The sequence below is a fragment of the Nonomuraea sp. NPDC003804 genome, assembly GCF_040610675.1.
Taxonomy (GTDB): Bacteria; Actinomycetota; Actinomycetes; order Streptosporangiales; family Streptosporangiaceae; genus Nonomuraea.
This window is the reverse complement of sequence record NZ_JBEXMT010000016.1, coordinates 187210-212748: the sequence shown is the minus strand read 5'-3', so window position 1 is coordinate 212748 and position 25539 is coordinate 187210. Positions and strand designations below refer to the sequence as shown.

18 protein-coding genes are annotated in these 25539 nt (G+C 73.5%); 10 read left to right on the top strand and 8 right to left on the bottom strand.

Going from position 1 to position 25539, the window contains the following annotated elements; all coding sequences use genetic code 11:
• Window positions 1–2063 (bottom strand): ExeM/NucH family extracellular endonuclease (locus ABZX22_RS23165; RefSeq protein ID WP_354912494.1); only part of this gene is annotated, 2063 nt, incomplete at its 3' end.
• 124 nt (window positions 2064–2187) lie between these two features.
• Here ABZX22_RS23165 and ABZX22_RS23160 point away from each other — a divergent pair.
• Both ABZX22_RS23160 and ABZX22_RS23155 read left to right on the top strand, forming a co-directional pair.
• Window positions 2188–3573, top strand: a complete 1386-nt coding sequence (locus ABZX22_RS23160) for a pentapeptide repeat-containing protein (protein ID WP_354912492.1) — start codon at window positions 2188–2190, stop codon at window positions 3571–3573.
• 68 nt (window positions 3574–3641) lie between these two features.
• Window positions 3642–4310, top strand: a complete 669-nt coding sequence (locus ABZX22_RS23155; protein ID WP_354912490.1) for a permease prefix domain 1-containing protein — start codon at window positions 3642–3644, stop codon at window positions 4308–4310.
• Window positions 4311–4317: 7 nt separating this feature from the next.
• On the opposite strand, the gene ABZX22_RS23150 is transcribed toward ABZX22_RS23155, so the two are convergent.
• Window positions 4318–4662 (bottom strand): helix-turn-helix transcriptional regulator, encoded by a 345-nt coding sequence (locus ABZX22_RS23150; RefSeq protein WP_354912488.1) that lies wholly within the window; start codon window positions 4660–4662, stop codon window positions 4318–4320.
• Window positions 4663–4752: 90 nt separating this feature from the next.
• Between ABZX22_RS23150 and ABZX22_RS23145 the strand changes: the two genes are divergently transcribed.
• From ABZX22_RS23145 to ABZX22_RS23115, 7 genes are all read left to right on the top strand, one after another.
• Window positions 4753–5925 carry a cytochrome ubiquinol oxidase subunit I gene (locus tag ABZX22_RS23145; RefSeq protein ID WP_354912486.1) on the top strand — a complete coding sequence of 391 codons (1173 nt, stop codon included), beginning with the start codon at window positions 4753–4755 and terminating at the stop codon, window positions 5923–5925.
• Between the two features lies 1 nt (window position 5926).
• Window positions 5927–6655, top strand: a complete 729-nt coding sequence (locus tag ABZX22_RS23140; protein WP_354912484.1) for a cytochrome d ubiquinol oxidase subunit II — start codon at window positions 5927–5929, stop codon at window positions 6653–6655.
• A 32-nt stretch (window positions 6656–6687) separates the two neighbouring features.
• Complete coding sequence (gene cydD / locus ABZX22_RS23135; protein WP_354912482.1) at window positions 6688–8487, top strand: thiol reductant ABC exporter subunit CydD; 1800 nt, start codon at window positions 6688–6690, stop codon at window positions 8485–8487.
• Complete coding sequence (gene cydC, locus ABZX22_RS23130; RefSeq protein ID WP_354912480.1) at window positions 8484–10289, top strand: thiol reductant ABC exporter subunit CydC; 1806 nt, start codon at window positions 8484–8486, stop codon at window positions 10287–10289. Before cydD ends, cydC begins: the two co-directional genes overlap by 4 nt.
• A gap of 91 nt (window positions 10290–10380) precedes the next feature.
• A complete protein-coding gene (locus tag ABZX22_RS23125; RefSeq protein WP_354912478.1) occupies window positions 10381–13557 on the top strand; it encodes an FtsX-like permease family protein in 3177 nt (1058 codons plus the stop codon).
• Window positions 13554–16283, top strand: a complete 2730-nt coding sequence (locus tag ABZX22_RS23120; protein ID WP_354912476.1) for an FtsX-like permease family protein — start codon at window positions 13554–13556, stop codon at window positions 16281–16283. The genes ABZX22_RS23125 and ABZX22_RS23120 overlap by 4 nt, the downstream gene beginning before the upstream one ends.
• Window positions 16284–16342: 59 nt before the next feature.
• The gene (locus ABZX22_RS23115; RefSeq protein WP_354912474.1) at window positions 16343–16720 is read left to right on the top strand and encodes a thioredoxin domain-containing protein; all 378 of its coding nucleotides are present in this window, start codon (window positions 16343–16345) and stop codon (window positions 16718–16720) included.
• A 47-nt stretch (window positions 16721–16767) separates the two neighbouring features.
• On the opposite strand, the gene ABZX22_RS23110 is transcribed toward ABZX22_RS23115, so the two are convergent.
• The 4 genes from ABZX22_RS23110 to ABZX22_RS23095 all read right to left on the bottom strand — a co-directional run bounded on the left by ABZX22_RS23110 (window position 16768) and on the right by ABZX22_RS23095 (window position 21389).
• Entirely contained in the window at window positions 16768–17544 is a 777-nt protein-coding gene (locus ABZX22_RS23110) for an SAM-dependent methyltransferase (protein ID WP_354912472.1), read from the bottom strand.
• A 218-nt stretch (window positions 17545–17762) separates the two neighbouring features.
• A complete protein-coding gene (locus ABZX22_RS23105) occupies window positions 17763–19091 on the bottom strand; it encodes a class II 3-deoxy-7-phosphoheptulonate synthase (RefSeq protein ID WP_354912471.1) in 1329 nt (442 codons plus the stop codon).
• Between the two features lie 138 nt (window positions 19092–19229).
• Window positions 19230–20396: an FAD-dependent oxidoreductase gene (locus ABZX22_RS23100; protein WP_354912469.1), complete on the bottom strand. Its 1167-nt coding sequence runs from the start codon at window positions 20394–20396 to the stop codon at window positions 19230–19232.
• Window positions 20397–20441: 45 nt separating this feature from the next.
• Window positions 20442–21389, bottom strand: coding sequence for a LysR family transcriptional regulator (locus ABZX22_RS23095; RefSeq protein WP_354912467.1), 948 nt, complete (start codon window positions 21387–21389; stop codon window positions 20442–20444).
• A 75-nt stretch (window positions 21390–21464) separates the two neighbouring features.
• Between ABZX22_RS23095 and ABZX22_RS23090 the strand changes: the two genes are divergently transcribed.
• A complete protein-coding gene (locus tag ABZX22_RS23090; protein ID WP_354912465.1) occupies window positions 21465–23729 on the top strand; it encodes a M64 family metallopeptidase in 2265 nt (754 codons plus the stop codon).
• Here the strand turns inward: ABZX22_RS23090 and ABZX22_RS23085 are convergent.
• Both ABZX22_RS23085 and ABZX22_RS23080 read right to left on the bottom strand, forming a co-directional pair.
• Complete coding sequence (locus tag ABZX22_RS23085) at window positions 23726–24703, bottom strand: aminoglycoside phosphotransferase family protein (RefSeq protein WP_354912464.1); 978 nt, start codon at window positions 24701–24703, stop codon at window positions 23726–23728. The two genes, ABZX22_RS23090 and ABZX22_RS23085, sit on opposite strands and share 4 nt — an antisense overlap.
• Window positions 24703–25530 (bottom strand): aldose 1-epimerase family protein, encoded by an 828-nt coding sequence (locus tag ABZX22_RS23080; RefSeq protein ID WP_354912462.1) that lies wholly within the window; start codon window positions 25528–25530, stop codon window positions 24703–24705. The genes ABZX22_RS23085 and ABZX22_RS23080 overlap by 1 nt, the downstream gene beginning before the upstream one ends.
• Window positions 25531–25539 lie beyond the last annotated feature (9 nt).

Genomic DNA, 25539 nt, shown 5'->3' with positions numbered 1-25539 from the left:
GTGTCGATCGGGTCCTCCTCGCCGTAGGCGTTGAGGTCGCCCAGCACCAGCGGGTTGGGCAGGTCGAGCGAGGAGAGCAGCCCCAGCACCGCCTCGGCCTGCTTGATCCGCAGCGGGTTCCAGCAGCCCTGGCCGTCGCCCTGGTCGCTGTCCGGACCGCTCGGCGGGCAGGAGCCCTTCGACTTGAGGTGGTTGACGACCATGGTGAACGGCTGGCCGCCCCCGGCGCGGCGGAAGGTCTGGATCAGCGGCGGCCTGCTGAAGACGGGATCCTGCGACGACAGCGCCGCCCCGACGGGCGCCACGCGCGCCGGCTTGTAGATCATCGCCACGTGGATCAGGTCCGTCCCGGGGAACGGGTGCGCGAGCGCGGCGTAGGTGCCGGCGCCCACCTTGGCGTTCAGCGCGTCGACCAGCGCCTGCAGGGCCGTCTGGCCGTTGTTCTCGACCTCCATGAGGCCGACCACGTCGGCGTCGAGGCCCTGGAGCGTGGCCACCAGCTTGTCGAGCTGGCGCTTCTGCTCCTCGGCGGTGGTCGCGCCGCGCGAGCCCAGCGTGGTGAACCAGTTCAGCGTGTTGAGGCTGGCCACCTTGACGTTGCCGCCGACCGGCAGCGGCTTGGGCAGGCGCGGGTTGGTCCGCAGGAAGCTGATCGGCTTGGTGGGCTGGAGACGGTAGGAGCCGAACCCGTAGCCGAGCACGCCGGTCACGCCGATCGCGGTGTCACCGGTGCGCACCACGCGCGGGCTGGTGTAGGGGATCGTGGCCGGGTTCTCCCGGGAGGAGCCGTCGTCGATGAGCAGCGTACGGCGGGCGTCGAGCGCCGCGTCCACGCCGGGCCGGTCGGTCGGCTGGTACAGGCGTCCCTCGGAGGAGACGGTGACCTCGCCGAAGCGGCCGAGGTTGTAGTGCTCGGAGACGGTCAGCGGCTCGGGGAAGGTGACGAGCATGTCCTCGACCGGCTCGAAGGTGGCGCCCTCGGCCCTCGGCAGCCGGTACTGCTGCGCGGGAACCGTCCCGGTGCCGCACACGTCGACCGCGGTGACGGGCGACAGCTCGGTCCACCCGTTGAACTCGGTCACCTTGCCGGTGACGAGCACCCTGTCGCCGACCTTGACGTCCTTGACCGTGTCGCGGGCGAAGGCGAACAGGCCCTCGGAGGTCTTCGGATCGTCGTCAGGCGTGGGGTCCTGCAGGAAGAAGCCGCTCAGCTCGGTGGACTTCTGGAAGTCGCCGGTCACGACGCCTTCGACCCGCACGGTCTGTCCCGCCAGGGGGCTGGCGTCGCCCGCGCCCTGGACGGCGGCGATCTGGTGGGTCGCGGCCGTGTCGCAGGGCGCGACCGTGGGAGAGGGCGTCGGGGTGGGTGTGGGCGTCGGGGTCGGCGACGGCGTGGGCTCCTGGCCGCCGTCGCAGGGCGCGGCGGCCGTCGCGGTGTTGCGCGGGGCGGGTACGCCGGCCTCCAGGTCCGCGGCGTTGTCGTCGGTGTCGGCGCAGCCGTGCGTCTTGCGGAGGGCGGCGGTGGTGTTCGTCAGGCCGGGCGCGGCGGCCGTGCCCTCGAAGAAGTTGGCGTTGCCGAAGCCGACCAGGTCGGCGATCTGCGCGGTCTGCTCGGGCGTGCACGCGGTGGGGGTGCCGTTGCAGGCCAGGCCCGTGGCCGAGCGGACCAGCGCGACCTTGCCGGCGCCGGAGCCGACGTTGATGGTGGCGGTGGCGTCGGGGGTGGGCAGTGCCGCCCCCGGGTTGCTGCCGGCGGCGAGCTGCACGAGGTAGTACCGGCCAGGGCCCAGCGTGCCCGACAGCGGGGCCACGTTGGCGGCGAAGTGGCCGGAGCCGGTGGCGCTGGTGTACTGCACCGACCAGCCGTCGAGGGCCACGGGCGCGGAGCTTCTGTTGAACAGCTCCACGAAGTCGTTGGCCAGCGTCGCTCCTGAGTTGCCCCCGCCACCGTAGACCTGGCTGATGACGACGGGGCCTGGCGCCGCGGACGCGGGGGCGATCGAGAGGGTCGCCACGCCCGCGGCGGCGACACCGAGGGCGACAAGGGCGGATAAGGCTCGCATGACCCGCACTTTAGATGGAGAAAACGTAACGTACCGCCACCAAACGATGAAATCATCGACCCTTGACAGACGGTGCCTGGCGCCATGTCGTCTCATGACCTAGCAACCCGGGTATGACCACGCCATGGACTGGGTCACGTGTTCCCGCTCCCCGTCGTGCACGGGAGTCGCGCGCCAGCCGTACGGCAGCTGCTTGGCCCACCTGTCGCCGGAGCAGCTGGCCGACGCCCTCGCAGCCATCCGCCCAGGAGGGCTGCTCGACCTGCGAGGCACCACGATCGACGGCGAGCTGCTGGCCAAGGTGCTCGCCGCCGCCGGGGGAAGGCCGGGCAGGGCTCGGATGGACCTGGCCCGCTTCACCGGCGAGGCGCGCTTCGCCGAGGTGAGCTTCCAGGGCGACGTGTCCCTGGACGGCGCCAGGTTCGACCGGCTCGCCTCCTTCTTCAACGCCGCCTTCGCCGGCAACGTGTCGTTCACCGGGGCACGGTTCGCCCGCCGCCTGACCTTCCACGGTGCCCGGGTGCGCGGTCACGCCGGGTTCGACCGGTCGGTGGTGGCCGGCGACGCCCTGTTCGGCCAGGCGGTGTTCGCGCGCGGGCTGTCGGCCGAGCGCGCCAGGTTCGACGGGTTCGCCACCTTCGACGGGGCCGAGTTCGGCGAGCGGGCCACCTTCAGGGGCGCCAGGTTCGGCCGCACGCTGTCGTTCAGGAAGGTGCGCGGGCGGGCGGGGTTCGAGTCGGTCCACTTCGCCTCCGGCGCCTACCTGTCGGCGACCGGGCGGCTGGCCGCGACGGGGGCGCGCGTGGACGGCGCGCTCGACCTGGCCGTCCACGACTGCTCGGTCGACCTGCGCAAGGTCGAGGTCAGGGGGACGACCGCGGTCCGGCTGTCGCGCGCCCACGCCGATCTGGAGGCGGCGGTCCTGCGGGGGCCGGCGACGGTGAGCGGGCGGGGCTTCTGCACGATCAGCTCGCTGCGGGGGGCGGTCGCGCCCGATCTGTCACTGTTCGAGCTCGACCTGTCGAGCTGCCGCTTCGCGGGCCTCGCGCACCCTTCGGGGCTGCGGCTGACGGGCTGCACCTTCGCCTTCACCCCCCGCGGGGTGCGCTTCAGCCTGCGCTGGCCGCCGCTGCGCTGGTTCTCCAGGCGCAGGGCGCTGGCCGACGAGCACGGCTGGCGTGGCTGGTCCCAGGACCCCGGCGACCCGCCGACACCCGACGGCCTGGCCACCCTGTACGACGAGCTGCGCCACTCGCCCGACGATCACGGCATCGCCGCCGACTTCGCCTTCGGCGCGATGGAGATGCGCCGGCACGCCAACCGCCGCTGGTGGCTGTCGATGTACTGGCTGCTGTGCGGCTACGGCCTGCGCACCGGCCGGGCGGTGGCCTGGAGCGCCCTGCTGCTGGCGGTGACGGCGGGCGCGGTGCTGTGGTCCAGCACCTCCCACGCCGCCAGGCGCGCCTCCACGCCGCGCCCCGCCGTCCCCGCGCCATCCGTGCACCACTGACCAGGAGCGGCGGGAATCAGGGCTTTCCCCGATGACGGCCCTGCGCGCCTCTTCGTAGACTGGAGACCGTGCTCATCGACGACTACGTGGCCGCGCTGCACCGGGCCCTCGCCGGCCCCTCCGGAGCCAAGCGCGACCTGGTCCTCGAGGCGCGCGACAGCCTTGTCGACACCGCCGAGGCCTACGAGGCCGGTGGGCTGGCCCGGCCGGAGGCCGAGCGGCTGGCGGTGGCCGAGTTCGGCGAGCTGCGGGAGGTGGCGCCCGGCTACCAGCGGGAGCTGACCGCGACGGCCGGGCGCAGGCTCGGCGCGCTGCTGTTCGTCAGCGTGCCGCTGACCACGCTGATGTGGAGCCTGGTCTGGGCGTTCTTCCCGGTGCACGCCGCCGACTGGGCCAACCGGCCCGCGTGGTTCCTGACCGTGGCCCGGACGCTCGACGTCTTCCACCTGGCCACCGGCGTGCTCGGCGGGCTGGCGCTGCTCGCGCTGACCCGGGGCGCGCGCTGGGTCCGCGGGCCCGAGCGGGTGACCAGGATCCTCGCGCTGTGGGTGTGGGCGATGCTGCCCGTCACGCTGCTGCTGAGCGCCGCCCTGCAGTACGGCTCGCGCGGCCCGGCCGGGTTCTCCGCCTTCCTGCCCGGCGTGATCCTGTCGCTGACCACGCCGGTCCTGAACGGCCTGCAGCTCTACGGCGCGGCCCACTGCCTGCGCCTGACCCGCCGGACCCGCCCGGCCTGACGCCTGCCTACCCGGCGGCCTCGGGCCGCCTGGCGTCCGGTTCGAGCACGCTGCCGATCACGCCGGTGAACTCCCGCCATGCCGACCGCTCGCCCGCCAGTTGCCTGGTGCCCGAGGAGGTCAGCCGGTAGGTGCGCCGCTTGCGCCCGCCGACCGTCGCCCACTCGCTGGCCAGGTAGCCGACGCGCTCCAGCCGGCGCAGCGCGGGATAGACGGTGCCCGTCGGCACGGTCAGCGCCCCGCCGCTGCGCGCGGTCAACGCCTCGATGATGGCGTAGCCGTGCAGCGGTTCGTCCTCCAGCACGGAGAGCAGCAGGGCGTCCATGTGCCCGCGAAGCGCGTCGGGATTCACATCGCCCATCCTAGGTCCGCGTGCTTCATGTAGCCAGTCTACATGTAGGCTCTCTATATGTAGGCAGACACAATGCTCGGAGATGATGCTATGGACGTCCTCGACCTGGCCCGGCTGCAGTTCGCGCTGACCGGCAGCCTGCACTTCCTCTTCGTGGTGCTCACGCTGGGCCTGGCCCCCCTCGTGGCGATCATGCACACGCGCTGGGTGCGCTCGGGCAACCCCCTGCACGAGCACATGACCCGCTTCTGGGGCCAGATCTACGTGATCAACTACGCGCTCGGCATCGTCACCGGCCTGGTGATGGAGTTCCAGTTCGGGCTGAGCTGGAGCGGCCTTTCGCACGACGCGGGCGACGTCTTCGGCGCGCCGCTGGCCATGGAGACGCTGATCGCCTTCTTCCTGGAGTCGACCTTCCTGGGCCTGTGGATCTTCGGCTGGCACCGGCTGCGCAAGGGCCTGCACCTGGCCTGCATCTGGATCGTCACCCTGACCGCCTACGGCAGCGCCTTCTTCATCATGGTCGCCAACTCCTTCCTGCAGAACCCGGCCGGCGCCGTGGCCGACGGCGACCGCCTGCGGCTGGCTGACTTCGGCGCGCTGCTGACGAACAAGATGCTGGTCCTGTCCTTCCCGCACGTCATCGGGGCGGGCCTGACGGCGGGCGGGTTCGTGGTGATGGGCGCCAGCGCCTACCAGCTGTTCCGCCGTACCGGCCACGCGGAGTTCTTCACCAGGTCCCTGCGCACGGGCGTCGTGGTGGCGGCCATCGGGGTCCTGGTGGCCGTCGGCACCGGCTACGCGCAGTTCGGCGTCGTCCAGGACGGCAAGTTCCAGGGCAACACCGGCGCGGCGGTGGGGCTGGGCTTCATGACCCTGATCGGCGAGCTGCTGCAGCTGGTCGTGCCGTTCCTGCTGTTGCCCGTCATCTACTGGCTGCCGCGCTGGCGGTGGACCCACCCGATCCTGATGATCATGACGCCGCTGCCGTTCCTGGCGGCCGTCTTCGGCTGGATGGCCAGGGAGATCGGCCGCCAGCCCTGGATGATCTGGGAGCGCCTCAGCGTCGCCGACGCCCTGTCTCCTGGCCTGACCCCGGGCATGGTCACCGCGTCGCTGATCGGCTTCACCGCCGTCCTCGGCCTGCTCGCGGTCGTCGACTACGTCCTGATCGCCCGCGTCGTCCGGCGCGGGCCCAGCGACCTGGCGCTCGGCGCCTGGCCCGCCACCACCGCTGCCGCGCCCGTCCGCCTGGAGGTCTGACATGGACGTCGTCTGGCTCGTCGTCTTCGCCGCGCTGCTCGTGGGCTACTTCGCCCTGGAGGGCTTCGACCTCGGAGCGGGACTGCTGCTGGTGGGCCGCTCCCAGGAGCGCAGGGACCGCACGGTCGCCGCCATGGCGCCGTTCGTGCTGGCCAACGAGGTGTGGCTGGTGGCGGTCGCGGGTGTCCTGTTCGGCGCCTTCCCGCTGCTGGAAGGGGAGGTGATCTTCGCCCTCTACCCCTTCGTCGTGGCCATGCTGCTGGGCTGGGTCCTGCGCGACGCGGGTCTGTGGTTCCGCCGCAGGATCGAGGGCCGGGCATGGCGCGCCTGGTGGGACCTGATGATCTCGCTGGGCTCGCTGGTGCTGGCCGCCGGCTGGGGGATGGCCATCGGCCGGCTCGCGGGCCTGCCGTGGATCGCGGGGCTCGGCCTCGGGGCGCTCACCACCGCGCTGTTCGCCTTCCACGGCAGGACCTTCCTGGCGTGGCGGGAGTCCAGGGGGACGGGTCGCGGCCTGGCGCTGTCGGCGCTGGCCGCCGCCGCGCCCGTCGTCGTGCTCCTGACGGCCGCCGCCCCCCACCTGCTGGACAACGCGGCGCCCGCCGCGACACTGAATGTGCTCAGTCTCATGCTGGTCCCGTTCGCGCCGGTCATGGTCGGCGCGCAAGTATGGGTGTGGCGCACCTTCCGGCCAGTCAAGGGCGTCGACCGCATTCCGTCGTTCTTCTAGAGGACCCGTTGCACAAGGACCTACTGCGGCTCATGCGAGCCGAGCGCGCGGTGCGCACGCACCTGACCGTCACCATGGCCGCCGCCGTGCTCGCGGGTCTGCTCGTCCTGGTCCAGGCCGAACTGCTGGCCGGGGTGCTGTCCGGCAGGTTCGCCGCCGTGGCGTTGCTGGGGCTGGCGGCGGTGGTGGGGCTGCGCGGCCTGCTGGGCTGGACGCAGGGCATCTTCGCGGCGCGGACGGCCACGGGAGTGAAGTCCGCGCTGCGCCACCGGCTGCTGGCCAGGCTCCAGGAGCTCGGCCCCGCCCGCCTGACCGGCCACCGCTCGGGCGAGCTGGTCACGCTCACCGGGCGCGGACTCGACGCGCTCGACCCCTACCTGACCGGCTACCTGCCCGCCATGGCGGTCGCGGGCGTGGTGCCCGTCGCCGTCCTCATCAGGCTCTTCGCCGCCGACCTCGCCAGCGCGATCATCGTGCTGATCACGCTGCCGCTCATCCCGATCTTCGGAGCGCTGGTCGGCATGCACACCAAGGCCGTCACCGAGCGGCAGTGGCGGGCGCTGTCCAGGCTCGGCGGCCACTTCCTCGACGTGGTGCGCGGCCTGCCCACCCTGCGCGCCTTCGGCAGGGCCCGCCACCAGGCAGGCGTCATCCGGCAGGTGGCCGACGCGCACCGGTCGGCGACCATGCGGACGCTGCGGGTGGCCTTCCTGTCGTCGCTGGTGCTCGAGCTGTGCGCCTCGCTCTCGCTGGCGCTGGTCGCGGTGCCGATCGGGCTGCGCCTGCTCGGCGGCTCCCTCGACCTGACGACGGCGCTGCTGGTGCTGCTGCTGGCGCCGGAGGCGTACCTGCCGCTGCGGATGATGGGGACGCGCTTCCACGCCTCGATGGAGGGCGTCGCGGCGGCCGACGCCGCCTTCGCCGTCCTGGACGACAGCGCCGACCAGGCGGCACCCGCGTCGCCGGCGGCCTCCGCCGCCGCGCGGACCGGTGGCGAGCCTCCGGAGATCCGCCTGGAGAACGTCACCGTCCGCTATCCCGGCCGCGACGACCCCGCGCTGGAGGACGTCTCCCTCGTCATCACCCCCGGCGAGCGCGTGGCGCTGGTCGGCGAGAGCGGCGGCGGCAAGAGCACGCTGCTCCACCTCCTGCTCGGCTTCGTTCGCCCCACCGCGGGCCGCGTGCTCGTCGACGGGACCGACCTGCGCGATCTCGACCTGGCCGCGTGGCGCGACCGGCTGGCGTTCGTGCCCCAGCGGCCGCACCTGTTCGCCACCTCCGTCGCCGACAACATCCGCCTGGGCGCCCCCTCGGCCACCCCCGACCAGGTACGGCAGGCCGCCAGGGCCGCGCACGCCGACGAGTTCGTCAGCGCCCTGCCCGCCGGCTACGACACGCAGGTCGGTGAGCGCGGCGCGAACCTGTCCGCGGGCCAGCGGCAGCGGCTCGCCCTCGCCCGCGCGTTCTGCCGTCCGCAGACCGCGGTGCTGCTGCTCGACGAGCCCACCGCCCGGCTGGACGGGCGCAGCGAGGCCGCCGTGGTGGCCGCCACCGCCGAGCTGAGCGAGCAGCGCACCGCCGTGATCGTCGCCCACCGCCCTGCGATGATCGAGCTGGCCGACCGGGTGATCCGCATCCAGGAGGGCCGCGTCGTCTCCGACACCGCGGCCCCTCGGCCTCCCGCCGCCGTCGGTGCGCCCGCCCTCTCCTGTGCCCCGGCTCCCTCAGCCACGGCCGCCTCCGCCCACGGGGCGCGGGATCCCGGCGGGCGCCGTCCACCCGAGGGCGGCACGAGGGACGACAGGACGGCACAGGCGGGAGACGAGCGATGAGCACCACGCGGCAGCGGGACCCGCGGGTCGCCGCACCCGGCGAGGGCGGGCGGATGGGCCCCCGCCTGCTCTGGGCCGTGCTCGCCGGCGCGGCCGCCGAGCTGGCCGGCATCGGGCTGACCGCCTCGGCCGCCTGGATGATCACCAGGGCCGCCGAGCAGCCGCCGCTGGCCGCGCTGAGCGTGGCGATCGTGGCGGTAAGGGCCTTCGCCACCAGCAAGGGCGTCTTCCGCTACGCCGAGCGCCTCACCGGGCACGACGTCGCGCTGCGCGCCCAGGCCGCCACGCGCGAACGCCTCTACCAGTCGCTCATCCCGCCCAAGCGGCCGGCGCACGGCGGCGCCGACCTGCTCAGCCGGATGGTCGACGACACCGACGCCGTGCAGGACCTGCTGGTGCGCTGCCTGCTGCCCGCGACGGCCGCGCTCATCACCGCGCTGGCCGCCTTCGCCATCGCGCTCGCCGTCCACCCGGCCGCCGCGCTGGTGCTGCTGGCGGGGCTGGCGGTCGCCGGCGTGCTGCTTCCCGCGGCGACGGTCGCGGCCGCCCGCCGCTGGTCGGCGCGCATCGCCCCGGCGAGGGCCGCGCTCGCCGCCCGGGTGGCCGACCTGGTGCACGGCTCGGCCGACCTGGCCGCCTACGGCGCCGAGGACCGGGCCCTGGCCGACGCCGGGGCCGCCGACGCCGACCTGTCCACGCTCGAACGCCGCCAGGCCCGCGTCCACGCGGCGGCGCTGGCCGCCGGCGTGCTGGTGCAGGGGCTGACGGTGGCCGCCATCGTGCTGCTGGCCCAGAACACGGGGGCCGACACCGTCGCGACGGCCGTCCTGGCGCTGACGGCGCTGGTCTCCTTCGAACCGGTGCTGCCGCTGGCCGCCGCGGGGGAGAGGTACGCCGGGATCGCGGCCGCGCTGCGCCGGTTGAAGGAGGTCGAGGCGGTTCCGGCCGCCGTCACCGAGCCCGCGGCGCCCGCTCCCGTGCCGGACGGGCCGCTGACGGTCGAGATCGACGACCTGGTCGTCCGGCACACCCGCCTCGCGCCGCAGGTTGCAGGGGCGCCGGCGCACCCGGCCGATGCCGAGGCTCACGCGGCCGGGCGCGGCGCCGGCTCGGCGAACGGGGCGGCGGCGGTCGACGGGGTGAGCCTGACGCTGACGCCGGGCAGGCGGGTCGCCCTCGTCGGCCCCAGCGGCGCCGGCAAGAGCACCCTGCTCGCCGCGCTGATGCGCTTGGTCGAGCCCGAGTCGGGGACGATCAGGGTCAACGGCGTCGACATCACCGCCCTCGACTCCGACGACGTCAGGACGCTGATGACCGGGCTCACCCAGGACCCCTACATCTTCCAGACCACGCTGCGCGACAACCTCCGGCTGGCGGGGCCCGGCAGCAGCGAGGAGGAGCGGGAGCGGGCCGTCCGCAGGGCCCGGCTGGAGCGCTGGGTGGCGCGCGTCGGCTGGGACGCCGAGCTCGGCGAGGACGGCAGGACCGTCTCGGGCGGCCAGCTGCAGCGCCTGGCCCTGGCCAGGGCCCTGCTGTACGATCCGCCCGTGCTGCTCCTGGACGAGCCGGCCGAGGCGCTCGACGAGGTGACCGCCGACGAGCTGATGCGCGATCTGCTCGACGTGACGCACGGCCGTACGACGCTGCTGGTCACCCACCGGCTCAAGGGGCTGGAACAGGTGGACGAGATCGTGGTGCTGGAGCAGGGCAGGATCGTTCAGCGGGGTCACCACGACGACCTCGTCCGCGAACCGGGCTACTACCGGGACCTGTGGCAGTCGGAGGCGCTGATCTCGGGATGATCTCAACTCTGTGTTGAAATCCGGGCATTTCTTGCGCACGTGAGTTTCGTCCCGCGAATGTTCTCCCGAACGGATGCGAGGGGGAAGCCGGATGCGCGGCCGGACGGCATGGGTGCTCAAGCGTGCGGTCAGCGAGCCCCTGCTCCCGCTGACGGCGTTCGCGGCCATCCTGCTGGCCACGACGACGCTGGTGGCGCTGTCGATCTCCATCTCCGCCGTGGTCGACGTCGGCGTCCGATGGAGCGTGACAAGGGCCGAGCGGGCCGGCACCTCGGCGGAGGTCACCCAGTGGATCAGGCGCGCGAGCTTCCCCCAGTCCGACGCCGCCGTGCGCGCCCAGGCGGCGGAGTCCTTCCCCCGGTTCGCCCCGCACGTGGTCTCGTCCATCACCTCCGGCCCGTACGAGCGGGAGGACGGCGAGCGGCTGGCGTTCGGCACCCGCTCCGACCTCGAGAGCGTCGCCACGCTGGTGGACGGCGCGTGGGCCGCACCGGGTGAGCCGCTGCGGGCGACGCTCTCCCAGGAGACGGCACAGCGGCTGGGCGTCGAGGCGGGCCAGGAGCTGACGCTACGGCGCCGCGAGACGGACCCGCCGCTGAAGGTGTTGGTCACCGGCGTGTTCACCGTACGGGGCGAGCCGTATCCCCGCCTTGGCGAGGCCCTCATGGTCCCCCGGACGACGTTCCTGGACCGGTTCGCCGACCAGGTGCTCGGCTACTGGCACGTCACGCCCGACCTGACCGGGGTCTCCACCGCCGACCTGGGCCCGCTCGCGGCGGCGGCCGCGCGGCTGCCCGACCGGCTCAAGGCCAGGCCCGCGTGCGCCGACTGCACGGTGCGCGAGGAACTGTCGGGCTACCTCGCCCAGCTCGACCGCAGCGCCCTGGTCGGCCAGTCGACGATGCTGGTGCCGGTGCTGCAGTTGCTGATCCTGGCGGGGTACTCGCTGATGCTCACCGCCAGGATGCTGGCCGAGCGTCGCCGGATGGAGGTGGCGCTGCTGCGCGCCCGCGGCGCGGGCATGGGCGGGCTGATGGCGCTGAGCCTGACCGAGGCGCTGCTCATCGCGCTGCCGAGCGTGGTGATCGCCCCCTTCGCCGCGCCCCACGTGCTCAACGGCGTCAGCGGACTGCTGTGGGCCCAGGCGGGTGCCGTCCGGGTGCCGGCGGCTCCCGGACCCGGCACGTTCGCGATCGCGGCGGCCGCGGCGCTGGCCGGAGCGGCGCTGCTGGCGGCCGCGGCGGTGCGCAGCGCCCGCCGTACCTACGTCGAGGAGCAGGCGGCGCGCGGGCGCGGCGAGCGCAGGGGCGTGCTGGCCAGGGCGGGCGGCGACGTCGCCCTGCTCGTGGTGGCGGGCCTGGCCGTCTGGCAGCTGACCAGATACGGCTCGCCCGTCACCGCCACCGCTCAGGGCGCGCTCGGCATCGACCCGATGCTCGTCACCGGGCCCGCGCTGGCGCTGCTCAGCGGCGGCATGCTCGGCATGCGCCTGGTGCCGTGGACCTCCAGGCTCGTCGCGGCGTTCACCGCGCGGCGCGCCACGCTGGCCCCCGCCCTCGGAGCCTGGCAGGTCAGCCGCCGCCCCCTGCGCTACGCCGGCCCCGCCCTGCTGCTGACCATGGCCGTGGCCATCGGGGTGCTGTCGATCATCACCACGACCACGTGGGAGTCGTCGCAACGCGACCAGGCCGCCCACCGGGTGGGCGCCGACCTGCGGATCTCCCCGGCCGCAGGGCAGGGCGAGGTGGGCGGGCCCGGCACGGGCCGGCTGTACGCCGCGCTGCCCGGCGTGCGCGCCGTCAGCCCGGCCGTCCGCGACTCGGTGGCGATCGGTTCAGGCTCGGCCGAGCTGCTCGCGCTCGATGCCGACCGGCTCGACCGCGTCATGAACCTGCGCGCGGACCTGTCGGCCACCTCGCTGACCGACATCGCCAAGGCGCTCAAGGCCGGGCGGCCCGCGCTCGGTTCGGTGCCGATCCCCGGCACGCCGGCCGAGCTGTCCGTGCTCGTCCGCACCGAGGCGCCCGCCCCGCTGGAGGCCGAGATCCTGGTCAGTGACGCCGACGGCGTCCGCTGGCGGCTGGAGCTGGCCGACAGGGGAACGGGCGGCGAGCGGACGCTGGTGGCCGACCTGGCCGCCCTCGCGGGCCGCTCGGGCAGGATCGCCTACCCGCTGGCCCTGCGCGGATTCGCCTTCGGCCGGACGCCCGCCCCCGTCGTGGTCGGCGCCCTCCGCGCGGGCCAGGCCGACGTCCGGCTGCCCGGCGACCTGGCCTGGTCCGGGTTCGAGCAGGTCGGCCGGGTCCAGGGCGGCGGCGTCGGCGAGGGGAGCGCCAAGCCGGTCCGCGCCGAGCAGGGGACGCTGTTCGGGCTCGACGCCGTGCCGGAACGCGGCAGGGCGGTGGTGCTGGCCGTACCGCGTGACCTGCCGCCGGAGCGGGTCTTCGGCGCCACCGTCGGCGGCAGGGCCACGCTGCCCCAGCCGCTGCCCGTCGTCGTCACCGACGAACTGGCGGCCGAGGAGAAGCTAGCGCCCGGCATGCGGCTGTTCCTGCCGTTCGACGCCACCACCTCGGGGCTCGTCGTGGTGGCCGTCGTCGACAGCCTGCCCGGCATGGCCGTCGGCCAGGCGGGCGTCCTCGTGGACCTGCCCACCCTCGCCGACAGGAACCTGCTCACCGTCACCGCCCCGCCCAGGGTCACCGAGTGGTGGGCGGCGACCCGCGACGGCGATCCCAGCGCCGCCGTCGCGGCGCTGGCCGCCCACCCCGGCTGGAGCTCCCACGTCGTCGACAGGCAGGCGGTCTTCGCCGAGCTGCGCGACGATCCGCTGGCGGGCGGCCTGCAGGGGGCCCTGCTGATCGGTTTCGGCGCCGCGGTGATCTTCGCGGGGCTCGGCTTCGCGGTCAGCGCGGCCGTCGCCGCCCGCGAACGCGCGGCCGAGCTCGGACTGCTGCACGCGCTCGGGGTCAGCTTCCGCCAGGTGCTCGGGCTGCTGGCCGTCGAGCAGACGTTCCTGATCGGGCTCGGCCTGGCGGGCGGCACCCTGCTGGCCGGCGGCACGGCGGCCGTCGTGGTGCCGCACCTGGTGCTGTCCGGGCAGGTCACGGCGGTGACCCCGCCGGTACGGCTGGACATCCCGTGGGCGGCCACCGCGCTCCTGCTCGCGATCATCGCGGCGGCGCTGTTCGCGATCGTGGCCGCGCTCGCCGGCTCGCTGCGCCGCCGTGGCCTGGTGCGGGCCCGGCACGTCGGGGAGGACGCATGACCGTCATCGGGCTGGCGGCGCGCCTGGCGCTGCTGCACCGGGGGATCGCCGCGCTGCTCGGCGCGCTGGTGCTCAGCATGACGCTGCTGGGCGGCGCGCTGCCCAGGGTGTTCGAGGCCTCCTACGAGCGCTCGCTGCACCAGGCCGTCGGCCAGACCAGACCCGAGCTGCTGGAGATCGGCGTCGACGCGCAGTCGGTCGCGCTCGGCGGACGGCCCGCCGACGCGGCGGCGCTGGCCGCGCGTACGGACGCCCTCCGCAAGGCCATGCCGCCCGCGCTCGCCTCGCTCGTCGGCGAGGTCACCTACGGCGTGAGCACCAACCGGCTCAGGCTCGCCGGCCACGCCGGGCACGAGCCACGCGCCGACAACTTCGTCGACCTGGCGTGGAACAGCGGCGCCGCCCAGCGGGTCCGCTACGTCAAGGGCGTCCCGCCGTCGAAGGTGGCCACCGGGCCCAACCCGCTGACCGCCGGCTCGACGCCCAACCCGCGCCAGGACCCGGCCGTGGCCGTCATGCTGGACCGGCCCCGGGTCACCACCGTCGAGGTCGGCCTGCCCAAGGACGTCACCGAACTGATGGGCCTCGACGTCGGCTCCCTGATCGTCTCGGCGGGAGAGGTCCTCATCGAGGTCACCGGGCTGTACGAGCCGATCGACCCGGCCGACCCGTTCTGGTCGGCGTTCCCCTCGATGGGCCGCGTCTACATCCCCAACCCCGGCGCGAACGCGGCCTCCTTCGTCGTCACGGGCCTGGCCGACCGGCAGGTGGTCGCGGTGCTCAGCCAGGTCAGGGAGCGGATGAACTATCGCTGGGCGTTCCCGGCGCGGCCGTCGGCCTTCACCATCGAGGGCGCTCCGCTGATCAGGCCCGGCCTCGACGCCTTCACGGCGGCCGCCCGCCGTATGTCGACGCCGGTCATGCCGTACCGGGTGAACAGCCGGCTGCCCCAGGTGACCGACGAGTTCCTCGGCAAGCTCGGCACCACCCAGACGCTCATGGGGCTGCAGCTCGTGGGGCTGTTCGCGGTCGCCTTCGGGGTGGTGGCGCTGGTGCTCGGCCTGCTGCTCGACCGCGTCGCCGCCAGTCTGGTGGCCGCCAGGGCCAGGGCCGCCTCGGCGGCCCAGTTCACGGCCATCGGCGCGACGGTGATCCTGCTGGCCGTCGTCCCCGGCGCGCTCCTCGGCTTCGGGCTGTCGCGGCTGGTGCCGGGCCTGGACAGCGCGATGTCCCTGCTGCCGGCGCCGCTGCTGGCGCTGGCCGCCGTCCTGTACGGCACCGGCCGCCTGCTGCCGGCCCACCGCGGCCCGCTCGCCGAGCACCGCGCCGACCTCGCCGCCAGGCCGTTCACGCCGCGCAGGCTCGTCGTCGACGCCCTCGTCGTCGTCCTGGCCGCGGCGGCCGGCTACCTGGCGATCAGCCGGGGCGTGACGGCCGCCCGGCCAGGAGCGGGCGGCGACCCGCTCCTGGTGGCCGCGCCCACCGCGGTCGCGGTCGCCTGCGCGCTCGTCCTGCTGTGGGGTTACCCGTTCCTGCTGCGTCTGCTGTCCATGGCCGCCGCCAGGAGCAGGCGCGCGGTGCTGTTCCTGGCGGTCGCCGCGGCCGCCAGGTCCAGGACCGCCGCCACGCTGCCCGCGCTGATCCTGGTGCCCGCGCTCACCATGTCGGTCTACGGCGCGCTCACCCTGGACGCGCTGGCCGCGGGGCAGAGCGCCGCGGCCTGGCAGCGGACCGGCGCCGACGCCAAGGTGTCGGTCGGCGACGGCACCATCACGCCCCGGCAGGTCGAGCAGGTGCGCAGGCTGCCGGGCGTGCGTGAGGTCATCCCCGTCGAGCTGCGCGCGGGGCGCCTGTCCGGCGGCACGCTCGCCTTCACCTACCTGCGCATGGACACCGCCGCCTACGCCCGGCGCCTCGGCGCGGCCCCGCCCGCCGTGTCGGCGCCCGTCGTCGCCGCCGACCGCGCCGCCGGCTCCAAGGCGGGCACCGGCGCGCCCGTCCTGGTCACCAGGGGCCTGGGCACGGCACGCGCCAGACCTGTCGTGCTGTCGGGCAACGACACCGCGCCCGTCGTCGTCGACCACGTCGGCTTCCTCGAGCGCTTCCCCGGCGTGGATCCCGCCGGTGAGCTGCTCGTGCTGCCCACCTCGGTGCTGCCGGAGGCGAAGGCGGCGCTGCGCCCCAACCAGCTGTTCGTCTTCGGCGAGGGGATCCGGGCCGCCGCGCTGGAGAAGGCGCTCGGCGCCTGGGCGGTGGCCGGCACCCGCGAGGCCGACCTGGCCGCGATCGTGTCGACCCCGCTCACCAGGACGATCACCCTGGCCTTCCGGCTGTCGGCCCTCGTGCTGGCCCTCTACTCGCTGCTGGCCGTCTGGGTCACCGTCGTGGCGGGCGGCGCCGAACGGCGGCGCGGCCTGTCCTACCTGTCCACGATGGGCATGTCCGCCGGGCAGGCGCGAGCGGTGACGCTCGGCGAGGTCGCACCCCTCGTGGTCACGGCCGCGCCGGCGGGGATCCTGCTCGGCACCGCCTTCCCTGCCCTGTTCGGCGCGGGCGTGGACCTGAGCGGATACGCCGGCGGCCTGCCCGTGGGGCACGCCGTCACCTGGACGACCCCGCTGCTGCTGGGCGCAGGGATCACCGCCGTCGCGCTGCTCGGGGCCGTCGCGCACGTCGCGGTGTCGGGCCGGCGCCGCGTCGGTGTGGCGCTGCGGGTGGGGGAATGAGCGTGTAATGCTTGAGGTTCTAACGGATGCAAGCATGACGACGATATGAGGAGCCACTTGTGGCGACCATCGAAGTAACCGACCAGAACTTCAACGACATCGCCGACAAGGGGATCGTGCTGCTCGACTTCTGGGCGGCATGGTGCGGGCCGTGCCGTACCTTCGGGCCGATCTTCGAGCAGGCTTCGGAGCGGCACGCCGACGTGACGTTCGGCAAGATCGACACCGAGGCGCAGCAGGGGCTGTCGGAGGGGTTCGAGATCACCTCCATCCCGACGATCATGGCGATCCGTGATGGCATCGTCGTCTTCGCCCAGCCGGGCGCCCTTCCCGCGCCGGCCCTCGAAGACCTCATCGGGCAGGTCAAGGCGCTTGACATGGACGCCATCAGGGCCGAGCTGGCGCAGGAGATGGGCGCCGCTCCCGAGCAGAACTGACGCCGGACGCCCCTGAGCCCCCTGCCCGAGCAGGGGGCTCACTCGTGTCAGCGCAGCACGCCGACGCCCGCGTACCCGACCGACCCGGCGCTGTCACCGACCAGCGGCGGGTGCTCGGGGCGCCAGTCGGTGGGGAAGACCAGGCCGGGCTCGACCAACTCGTAGCCGTCGAAGAACCGTCCGATCTGCTCCCTGGTACGCAGGTTGAGCGCGGCGGTGGCCCGCTTGTAGACCTCCAGCGCCTCGGGCGTGGTGTCCGGCTTGGCGTCGATGGCGTGGCTGATGACCAGGTGACTGCCCGGCACACTGGCCTCGCGCAGGGCGCCGACGAGAGGGTGGGCCTCGGCGTCCGGCAGGAAGTGCAGGACGGCGAGCATGAGGAAGGCCACCGGGCGGGTGAAGTCGATCAGGTCGCCGAGCTCGACGAGCAGCTTGTCCGGCTCCCGCACGTCCCCGTGGAGCATGGTCACGTTCGCGCCGTCGGCCAGCAGCGCCCTGCCGTGCGCGCACACGACGGGGTCGTAGTCGACGTAGACGACCGTCGCGCCGGGCGCGCTCTCGTGGGTGTTGCCCTGGGTGGGCAGGCCCGAGCCGAGGTCGACGATCTGGTCGACGCCCTGGGCGACCAGATGGCGGACGGCCCGGCCGAGGAAGGCGCGGTTCTCCCTGGCCGACTGCCTGGTGTCGGGGAACAGCTGAAGGATCTGGTCGGCGGCCGCCCGGTCGGCGGCGAAGTTGTTCTTGCCGCCGAGGTAGTAGTCGTACATCCGCGCGACGTTGGGGACGTTGGGGTCCACTCCCTCAGGCGCCGGCTGACCATCCACGATGTCTCCCGAGATATCCGATGATTTCCAGGCGATCATAGAAGACGATTCGGTTTCACGTCCGCCGTACCCGCCACTTGCCGGGCCGCCCCGGCGCTCCCGGCGAAGGGGGTCGGGAGAGCCGAGCGACACGAAGGTCCCAGAGGTCCACCGGACGGACCCGCGAGACGCCGAACGCCCGCCCCCGGAAGGAGGCGGGCGTCGCGCGTCGAGGCGGGTCAGACCGACCGGTACAGCTCCGCCACGCGGAAGGCCAGGTCCAGCGACTGGCTCCGGTTGAGGCGGGGGTCGCACGCCGTCTCGTACCGCAGGGCCAGATCGTCCTCGACGATCTCCTGCCCGCCGCCCACGCACTCGGTGACGTCGTCGCCGGTGAACTCGATGTGGATGCCGCCCGGGTGGGTGCCCAGCGCCCGGTGCACCTCGAAGAAGCCGGCCACCTCGTCCAGCACGTCGTCGAGCCGCCGCGTCTTGTGACCGCTCGGGGCCTCGAAGGTGTTGCCGTGCATCGGGTCGCAGAGCCACGCCACCTGCGCGCCCGACGCGTTCACCTTCTCCACCAGCAGCGGCAGGTGCTCACGGATCTTGGAGGCGCCCATCCGGGTGATGAACGTCAGCCGGCCCGCCTCGTTCTTCGGGTTGAGCTTGTCGATGAGGGCGAGCGCCTCCTCGGGCGTCGTCGTCGGCCCCAGCTTCACCCCGATGGGGTTGCGGATGCGGGAGAAGAACTCCACGTGCGCCCCGTCGAGCTGGCGGGTGCGCTCGCCGATCCAGACCATGTGCGCCGACACGTCGTACGGCAGGCCGGTGCGCGAGTCGACCCGGGTGAGCGCCCTGTCGTAGTCGAGGATGAGCGCCTCGTGCGAGGAGTAGAACTCCACCGTGTGGAACTCCTCGGGGTCGGCCCCGCAGGCCCGCATGAACGCCAGCGCCTGGTCGATCTCGCGGGCCAGCTGCTCGTAGCGGCGTCCCGCGGGCGACTCGGCCACGAAGTCCTGGTTCCAGGCGTGGACCTGGCGCAGGTCGGCGTAACCGCCCTTGGTGAAGGCGCGGGCCAGGTTGAGCGTGACGGCGGAGGAGTGGTAGGCGCGCAGCAGCCGCCACGGGTCGGGCTCGCGCGACTCGGCGGTGAACTCGAACCCGTTGACCATGTCGCCGCGGTAGGCGGGCAGCTCCACGCCGTCGCGGGTCTCGGTGCCCTTGGAACGGGGCTTGGCGAACTGCCCGGCCAGGCGGCCGATCTTGACCACGGGGACCTTGGCGGCGTAGGTGAGCACGATCGCCATCTGGAGCAGCGTCTTGAGCTTGTTGCGCACGTTGTCGGCGGTCGCCCCGGCGAAGGTCTCGGCGCAGTCGCCGCCCTGCAGGACGAACGCCTCGCCCCTGGCGACGGCCGCCAGCTGGGCCTTCAGCTGGTCGCACTCGCCGGCGAAGACGAGCGGAGGCAGTCCGCCGAGCTCGGCGACCACCTTCTCGAGCTCGCTGCGGTCGGGCCAGTCGGGCTGCTGGGCCGCGGTCAGAGTGCGCCAGGCGTCAAGGTTGCTCACGGCATATGAGGGTATTCCACCTGCCCCCCGCACGCCGAGCTCGGCGTCCACGTTGTGAGAACGCGGCGACGCCGGTTCCCCGTGGCCGACGCCGCGAACGCCCGCCGGCAGGGACCTGCGCGCGTGCGGCGTGTCATGTCACCTGGAGGCCACATGTTCGGGACGGACGCCGTTACCGATGAAGGTCCTGGTCAACCTGTTGATCACCGGGATCCGCGCCAGCTCGGGCACCCGGGTCAGCCGCAGCGATCCCTCCAGCGCGGGCGCGATGAGCCGCTTCTGCGCCACCCGCTGGGCGAACTGCGTCACCACGGTCGGGAACATGCGGCGTCGCTGCACCGCGGCCACCGCGGACGGGCCGTGTTTCAGGACGAGGTTGGCCGTGGCGACCGCGTCCTGCACCGCCAGGTTGATCCCCACGCCGAACACCGGCGACATCGCGTGCGCCGCGTCGCCGATGCACAGGAAGCCCGGCCGGTACCACCGGCGCAGCCGGTTCAGCGCGACGGTGAGCACGCTGACGTCGTCGAAGCTTCCCAGCAGCGTGACCCGCTCGGCCAGGAACGGCAGCAGCCGGCCGACGTGGTGGCGCAGCTCCTCGATGCCCGCGGCGCGCAGCCGCTCGGCCCCTCCCTTGGGGATGACGTAGCCGAGCTGCCAGTAGGTCTCCCTGTTGATCGCGACCAGGAGCCGGCCCGTCGAGACGCGCAGGAACGTCTCGCCCGGGTCGCCGTCCTCGCGCGGCATCCTGAACCAGACGACGTCCATGGGCGCGCCCATCTCCACCGGCGCCAGCCCGGCCGCCACACGCAGGGTCGAGCCGCGCCCGTCGGCGGCCACCGTCAGGTCGGCGCGCAGCTCGTGCTCGCCGTCCTTGTCGTGGTAGCGCAGGCCGCGGACCGTGCCGCCGTCGCGGATCAGGCCGTTCGCCTCGGCGTTCATGAGCAGCCGGAACGAGGGGTACTTCGCGGCCTCGGCGGTGAGGAGGTTGAGGAAGTCCCACTGCGGGACGAAGGCGATGTAGTCGTAGCCCCCGCGCAGCCCGCGCAGGTCGGCCAGCCGGCTGGCTCCCGTGTCGGTCACCAGCGTCAGCCCGTACGCCTTGCGGTGCGGTATCCGGTGGAAGGCCTCGGCCAGGCCGATCTCGTCCAGCACCCGCAGCGTCGACGGGTGGATGGTGTCCCCCCGGAAGTCGCGCAGGAAGTCGGCGTGTTTCTCCAGCAGCGTCACCTCGACGCCGGCTCGGGCGAGCAGCAGGGCGAGCATCGCGCCCGCGGGGCCGCCGCCTGCTATCACACAGCGCATGAATTCAGCATGCGTTGAAATCTGTCCGGGCGCAAGAGCGGCCGGTCAGGGGAAGTCGGGCGGCGTGCCGTACCGGGTGGTCCACGCCCGGTACGGCACGCTGCGCGCGGCCACGGCGCGATGCGCCGCCACGGCCGCGGCCAGCACGCTCGCCGACTGCGCGGCGACGGGACCCGCGCTGCGCCACAGCAGCACGTGCCGCATCCACAGCGGGTTGCCCCTCAGCGGCAGCACGGTCACCGCGGGCCCGGCGTCGTAGAGCGCCTGGCAGGCCGAGACCGCGTGTCCCGCGCCGACCAGCTCCCGCCGCACCCCCGCCTCGACCATCTGGTAGCGCGCCCGCGGCGAGAACCCCGCCGTCGTGCACGCCTCCAGCAGGTGCTCGGGCCAGCCCATCCCGTCCGAGGGCGGCAGCACCCACTGCTCGCCCGCCAGCTCCGCCAGGTCCACCTCGGTACGGCCGGCCAGCGGATGGCCCGACGACAGCGCGACGAAGACCGGTTCGACCGCGACCACGCCGAGCCCCAGCGAGGCGTGCGCCCGCAGCGTGTGCCCCGGGTAGTCGGCCACGAGCGCCACGTCCAGCCGGTCGTTGGCCACCATGTCCACCAGCACCCTGACGAAGTGCTCGGTCTGCAGCGTGATGCGCGAGTCCGGCAGCGTCCTCGACAGGCTCTCCAGCAGGGTGACGACGATCGGGTTCTCGAAGCTGCCGACGCGCACCACCGGATGCGCGGGCGGGCGCGCCTGCAGCAGGTCGTCCATGCCGGCGATGACGGAGCGCGCCCTGGCCAGCACGAACTCCCCGAAGGCGGTCAGCGAGACGCCGGTGTGGTCGCGTTCGAAGACCGGGCCGCCGAGCGCCTGCTCGATGCGGCGCAGCTGGGCGGTCAGCGCCGGCTGCGAGACCCCGAGCGACGCCGCGGCCCTGGTGACGCTGCCCTGGTCGGCGATGGCCCGCAGCACCCTCAGATGCCTCAGCTCCAACTGCATTTCCGGACCATAACACTGGAGTTATCCAGATATGGGATGTCCCGGTGACCCCGGTGTGGGCTGATATTTCGGGGCATGCGGATATTCGTTGCAGCGGTGCTGGCTCTCGTGTGGCTGGTCCCGCTTCCTGCCCTTGCCGAGCCAGGCAGCGCCACGGTCACGCCGGTCCAGGTGACGGGCCCGCCCGCCAAGCGGTTCAACCTGATCATCATGGGTGACGGCTACACCGCGAGCGAGCAGGCGGCCTTCAGGACCGACGTCGACCGGCACCTCAACGTGATGTGGTCCATCGAACCGTTCAAGTCCTACCGGACCTACATCAACGTCTACCGCGTGGACATCGTCTCGGGCGACTCGGGCGTCAGCTGCGACCCCGACCTGTCCTCCCCGAGGAAGAACACGCCGCTGAGCATGGGCTTCTGGGGCGGCTGCAACCCCGCGAGCGTGCAACGCCTCATCACGATGAACAACGCCGCCGCCACCCGCTACGCCGACCTGGTCACCGGCACCACCTCCGCCAACCGGCAGATCATGGCGCTGGCCAACAGCGGCACCTACGGCGGCGCGGGCGGCGCCTACGCCACCGCCTCCGGCAGCAACGCGATGTCCGCGCTGATCAGCCCGCACGAGCTGGGCCACTCGCTGGGCGGCCTGCAGGACGAGTACGACTACTACCAGCGCGGCGTCCCCGGCGGCGCCTACACCGGCGGCGAGCCGGGCAGCGCCCACCACACCCTGCTCACCGAGCAGCAGATGAAGGACCAGCGGCGCAAGTGGTGGCGCTGGCTGGGCGACGACAGCGAGTCCGGCGGCCCGATCGGCCGCTACGAGGGCGGCCTGTACGCGACCACGGGCGTGTGGCGGCCCAGCAGGCACTCCATGATGAAGACCCTCGGCTACTACTTCGACCAGGTCAGCCGCGAGGTCATGGTCCGGCGCATCACCGCCAAGACCGACCTCGTCCAGGACTCCACCCCCACGGCCGCCCCCGTCGGCGCCGACCGGGTGCTGTGGGTCGAGCCGATGCACCCCGTCAGCCACGGCCTGGTCACCACGTGGAACGTCGACGGCAAGGACCTGCCGGGCGACGTCGACAGCCTCGACCTGCGCACGCTCGGCCTCACCGCCGGCACGCACACCGTGAAGGCCACCGTCACCGACCCGACTGACTTCGTCAGGGACCCGGCGATCCGCGCCGCCATGACCGGCACCCGCACCTGGACGGTCGACACCGCGATCACCACCCCGCCCGACGGCGTCACGCCCGCCATCGTCTCCTCCACCCCCACCGACCGGCCCGTCGGCGGCGGCGACGTCGTCCGCGTCGAGACCACCCATCCCGCGACCGCCGTCCCGGCCGTGACCTGGGCACTGGACGGCAGGCAGGTCGCCACCGGCACGGAGGTGGCGCTCAAGGGCCTGACCACGGGCACCCACACGCTCACCGCCACCCTCGGCGGCCAGACCCTCACCTGGAAGGTCGACGCCGTCGCCCCCACCACCGGCTACGAGCTGTCGCAGCCGCTGCTGAAGCCGGACAAGGACACCTACATCTTCAATGGACCCTTCTCCATGAAGCTGACCGGCGCCGACGACAACGGCGGCCACATCGTCTCGGAGTCGCGCGTGGACCGCGACGGCTGGTTCAACTACTTCGGCTGGCCGACCTCCTCCGAGCTGCCGTGGACCTTCACCGAGACCGGCACCACCATCGACCATCTCGTGTACGGCAAGCTGCCCCGCGGCCGCCACACGATCGAGTACCGCTCGATCGACGCCGCCGGCAACCACGGCCGGGAGCGCGCGTTCACCGTGACCACGATCGCCCCGCCGCCCGCCTGCACGACCACCGTCACCGGCACCCACAGGGGACCGCTGACCGTGCGCGAGGGCGTGACCTGCCTCACCGGCGCCGACGTCACCGGCCCGGTGACCGTACGGCAGGGCGCCTCGCTGGTGATGAGGGGCGGCACGGTCGACGGCGCCCTCACCGCCTCGAACGCCGCCGAGGTCCACGTCCTGGACGGCGAGGTCGACGGCGCGCTCACCGTCACGGGCGGCGCGCTCACCGTCGTGGGCGCCACCGTCCGCGGCGCCGCCGTCCTGAACGGCACCACCGGCGCGATCATGGCGGGCACCACGGTCAGAGGTGTGCTGACCTGCGCGGCGGCCGGGCCCGACGACCTCGGCGCGCCCAACACCGTCACCGGCGCCTCCACCTGCCGGTTCGCCGAGCAGGCGGCCAGGGCGAAGGCGCTGACCGCCGGGACCGGCCAGGGCTACGAGGCGGTGGCCAACTCCGCCGAGCCCGAGCGCGGCGAGGAGGGCCACCGGCACTAGAGCCGGTCGAGGACCCTGATCAGCGAGGCCGTCGCCAAATCGCGCAAGTGAGCGTAGTCGGCCTCCGGGTACTGCCGGGGGCCGTTCTCCACCAGCAGGATCAGGTAGAGGTAGGCGCGATAGAGGTCGAGCCGCCGGTGCGCCCCCGCCGACAGCTCCAGCGGGCGCACCGCGCGGTAGCCGGCCAGCAGTGGATCGTCCTCGTCGATCTCGCCGAAGAGCGTCGGCGTGATGAGCTCGGCCAGCGGGTCGCCCCAGAAGGCGCGCTCGTGGTCGATGATCGCCTGGATGCGCGGCCGCCCGGACAGGTCGAGGAAGACGTTGCCGGTCCACACGTCGAAGTGCACCAGGTGCGGCGTGGCCACCTCGTCGAGCACGTCCGACGCGCCCTCCAGCAGCGCCCGCAGCTCGGCGACCGGACGGGGGAGCGGGGTGGCCGGATAGCGCAGCGCGTCGTCCAGCAGCGCCCCGGCCATCCGCAGGTACGCCTCGCGCCATGTCGAGCCGGTCAGCCCGCTGTGCGGGTAGCCGAACACCTCGCCCGTGACGGAGTTGAGCCGCGCCAGGTGACCGCCCAGCTCGTGACGGAGCGCGGCGGTGGCCTGCCCGTCGAGGGCGACCTGGTTCCACGGCGTGCCGTCGAGCGCGGACAGCACCAGGTAGTCGCCGCCGAGCACCGGATCGTCGAAACCCGCCTGCAGCAGCGCCGCCACCGGCACGCCCGCCGACGCCGCCAGCGGGTAGGCGGCCGCCTCCATGCGCAGCAGGTCGCGCTCGTAGGTGAGCTGCTCCAGCTCGGGCGACGGCGACAGCTTCAGCACGACGTGGCGGCCGTCGTCGAGCCGCAGCCGCCACACCGCGTTGGCGAAGCCGTCGGCCAGCTCCACCGCCTCGCTCACGTGCGCGCCGACCGCCCGGTGGGCGAGCAGGGACAGCTCCCGCGCGGTCAACCTGCGCTTGGTCCTGCTCTCCATCAGAGGACCCCGATCGTCCACGCGGCCTCGTGCCGGCCGCCCGGCTCCAGCACGACGAGGTCGCTGCCGGAGCCGAACGCGTCGGGCGGGCAGGTCATCGGCTCGACCGCCACGCCGACGTAGTCGAGGTGCCTGCCGGTGCAGACCTGCACCCACGGCAGCACCGCCGGGTCCCAGCTCACCCTGATGTCATCGACCAGGACCTCACCTGCCGACAGCCCGGTGAAGGTGTGGTCGACGCGGGTGCCGCCGAGGTCGCGAGCCTGCCTGAAGTCGTACGGCGTGCCGGCCACGTCCTCCAGCGAGCGGGGGAGCAGCCGCTCGTCGGCCAGCAGCACCTTCGCGGCGGGCACCCGCAGCCGCTCGCCGAGCAGCCACGGGTGCGGGCCGCAGCCGTAGGGCGCGGCGCGCTCACCGGTGTTCTCGCAGGTCACCGTCGTCGTCAGGCCGTCGTCGCCGAGCGCGTGGACGACCTCGAAGGACAGGGTGAAGGGATAGCCGGGCGAGGGCTCGAGCGTGTACGCCAGCCGCACCGACGACGACCCCTGCTCCGTCACCCGCCACTCGGCCGCGTGGACCAGGCCGTGCAGCGCGTGGCCGCGCTCGGGTTCGTTCACCGGAAGCTCGTAGCGGGTGCCCGCGAACGTGTAGGTGGCGCCGCCCACCCTGTTGGGCCACGGCGCCAGCAGCGTGCCCGCGTAGTAGGGGACGGGCCCGCCTTCGGGCCAGCTGGTGAGCAACTCGCGCGCGCCGAGACGCAGGCCGCGAACGGCGGCGCCGAGGGTGCTGATCTCGGCGGTGTAGCCGGCACCGGACAATATGGGCACGGGGGATCC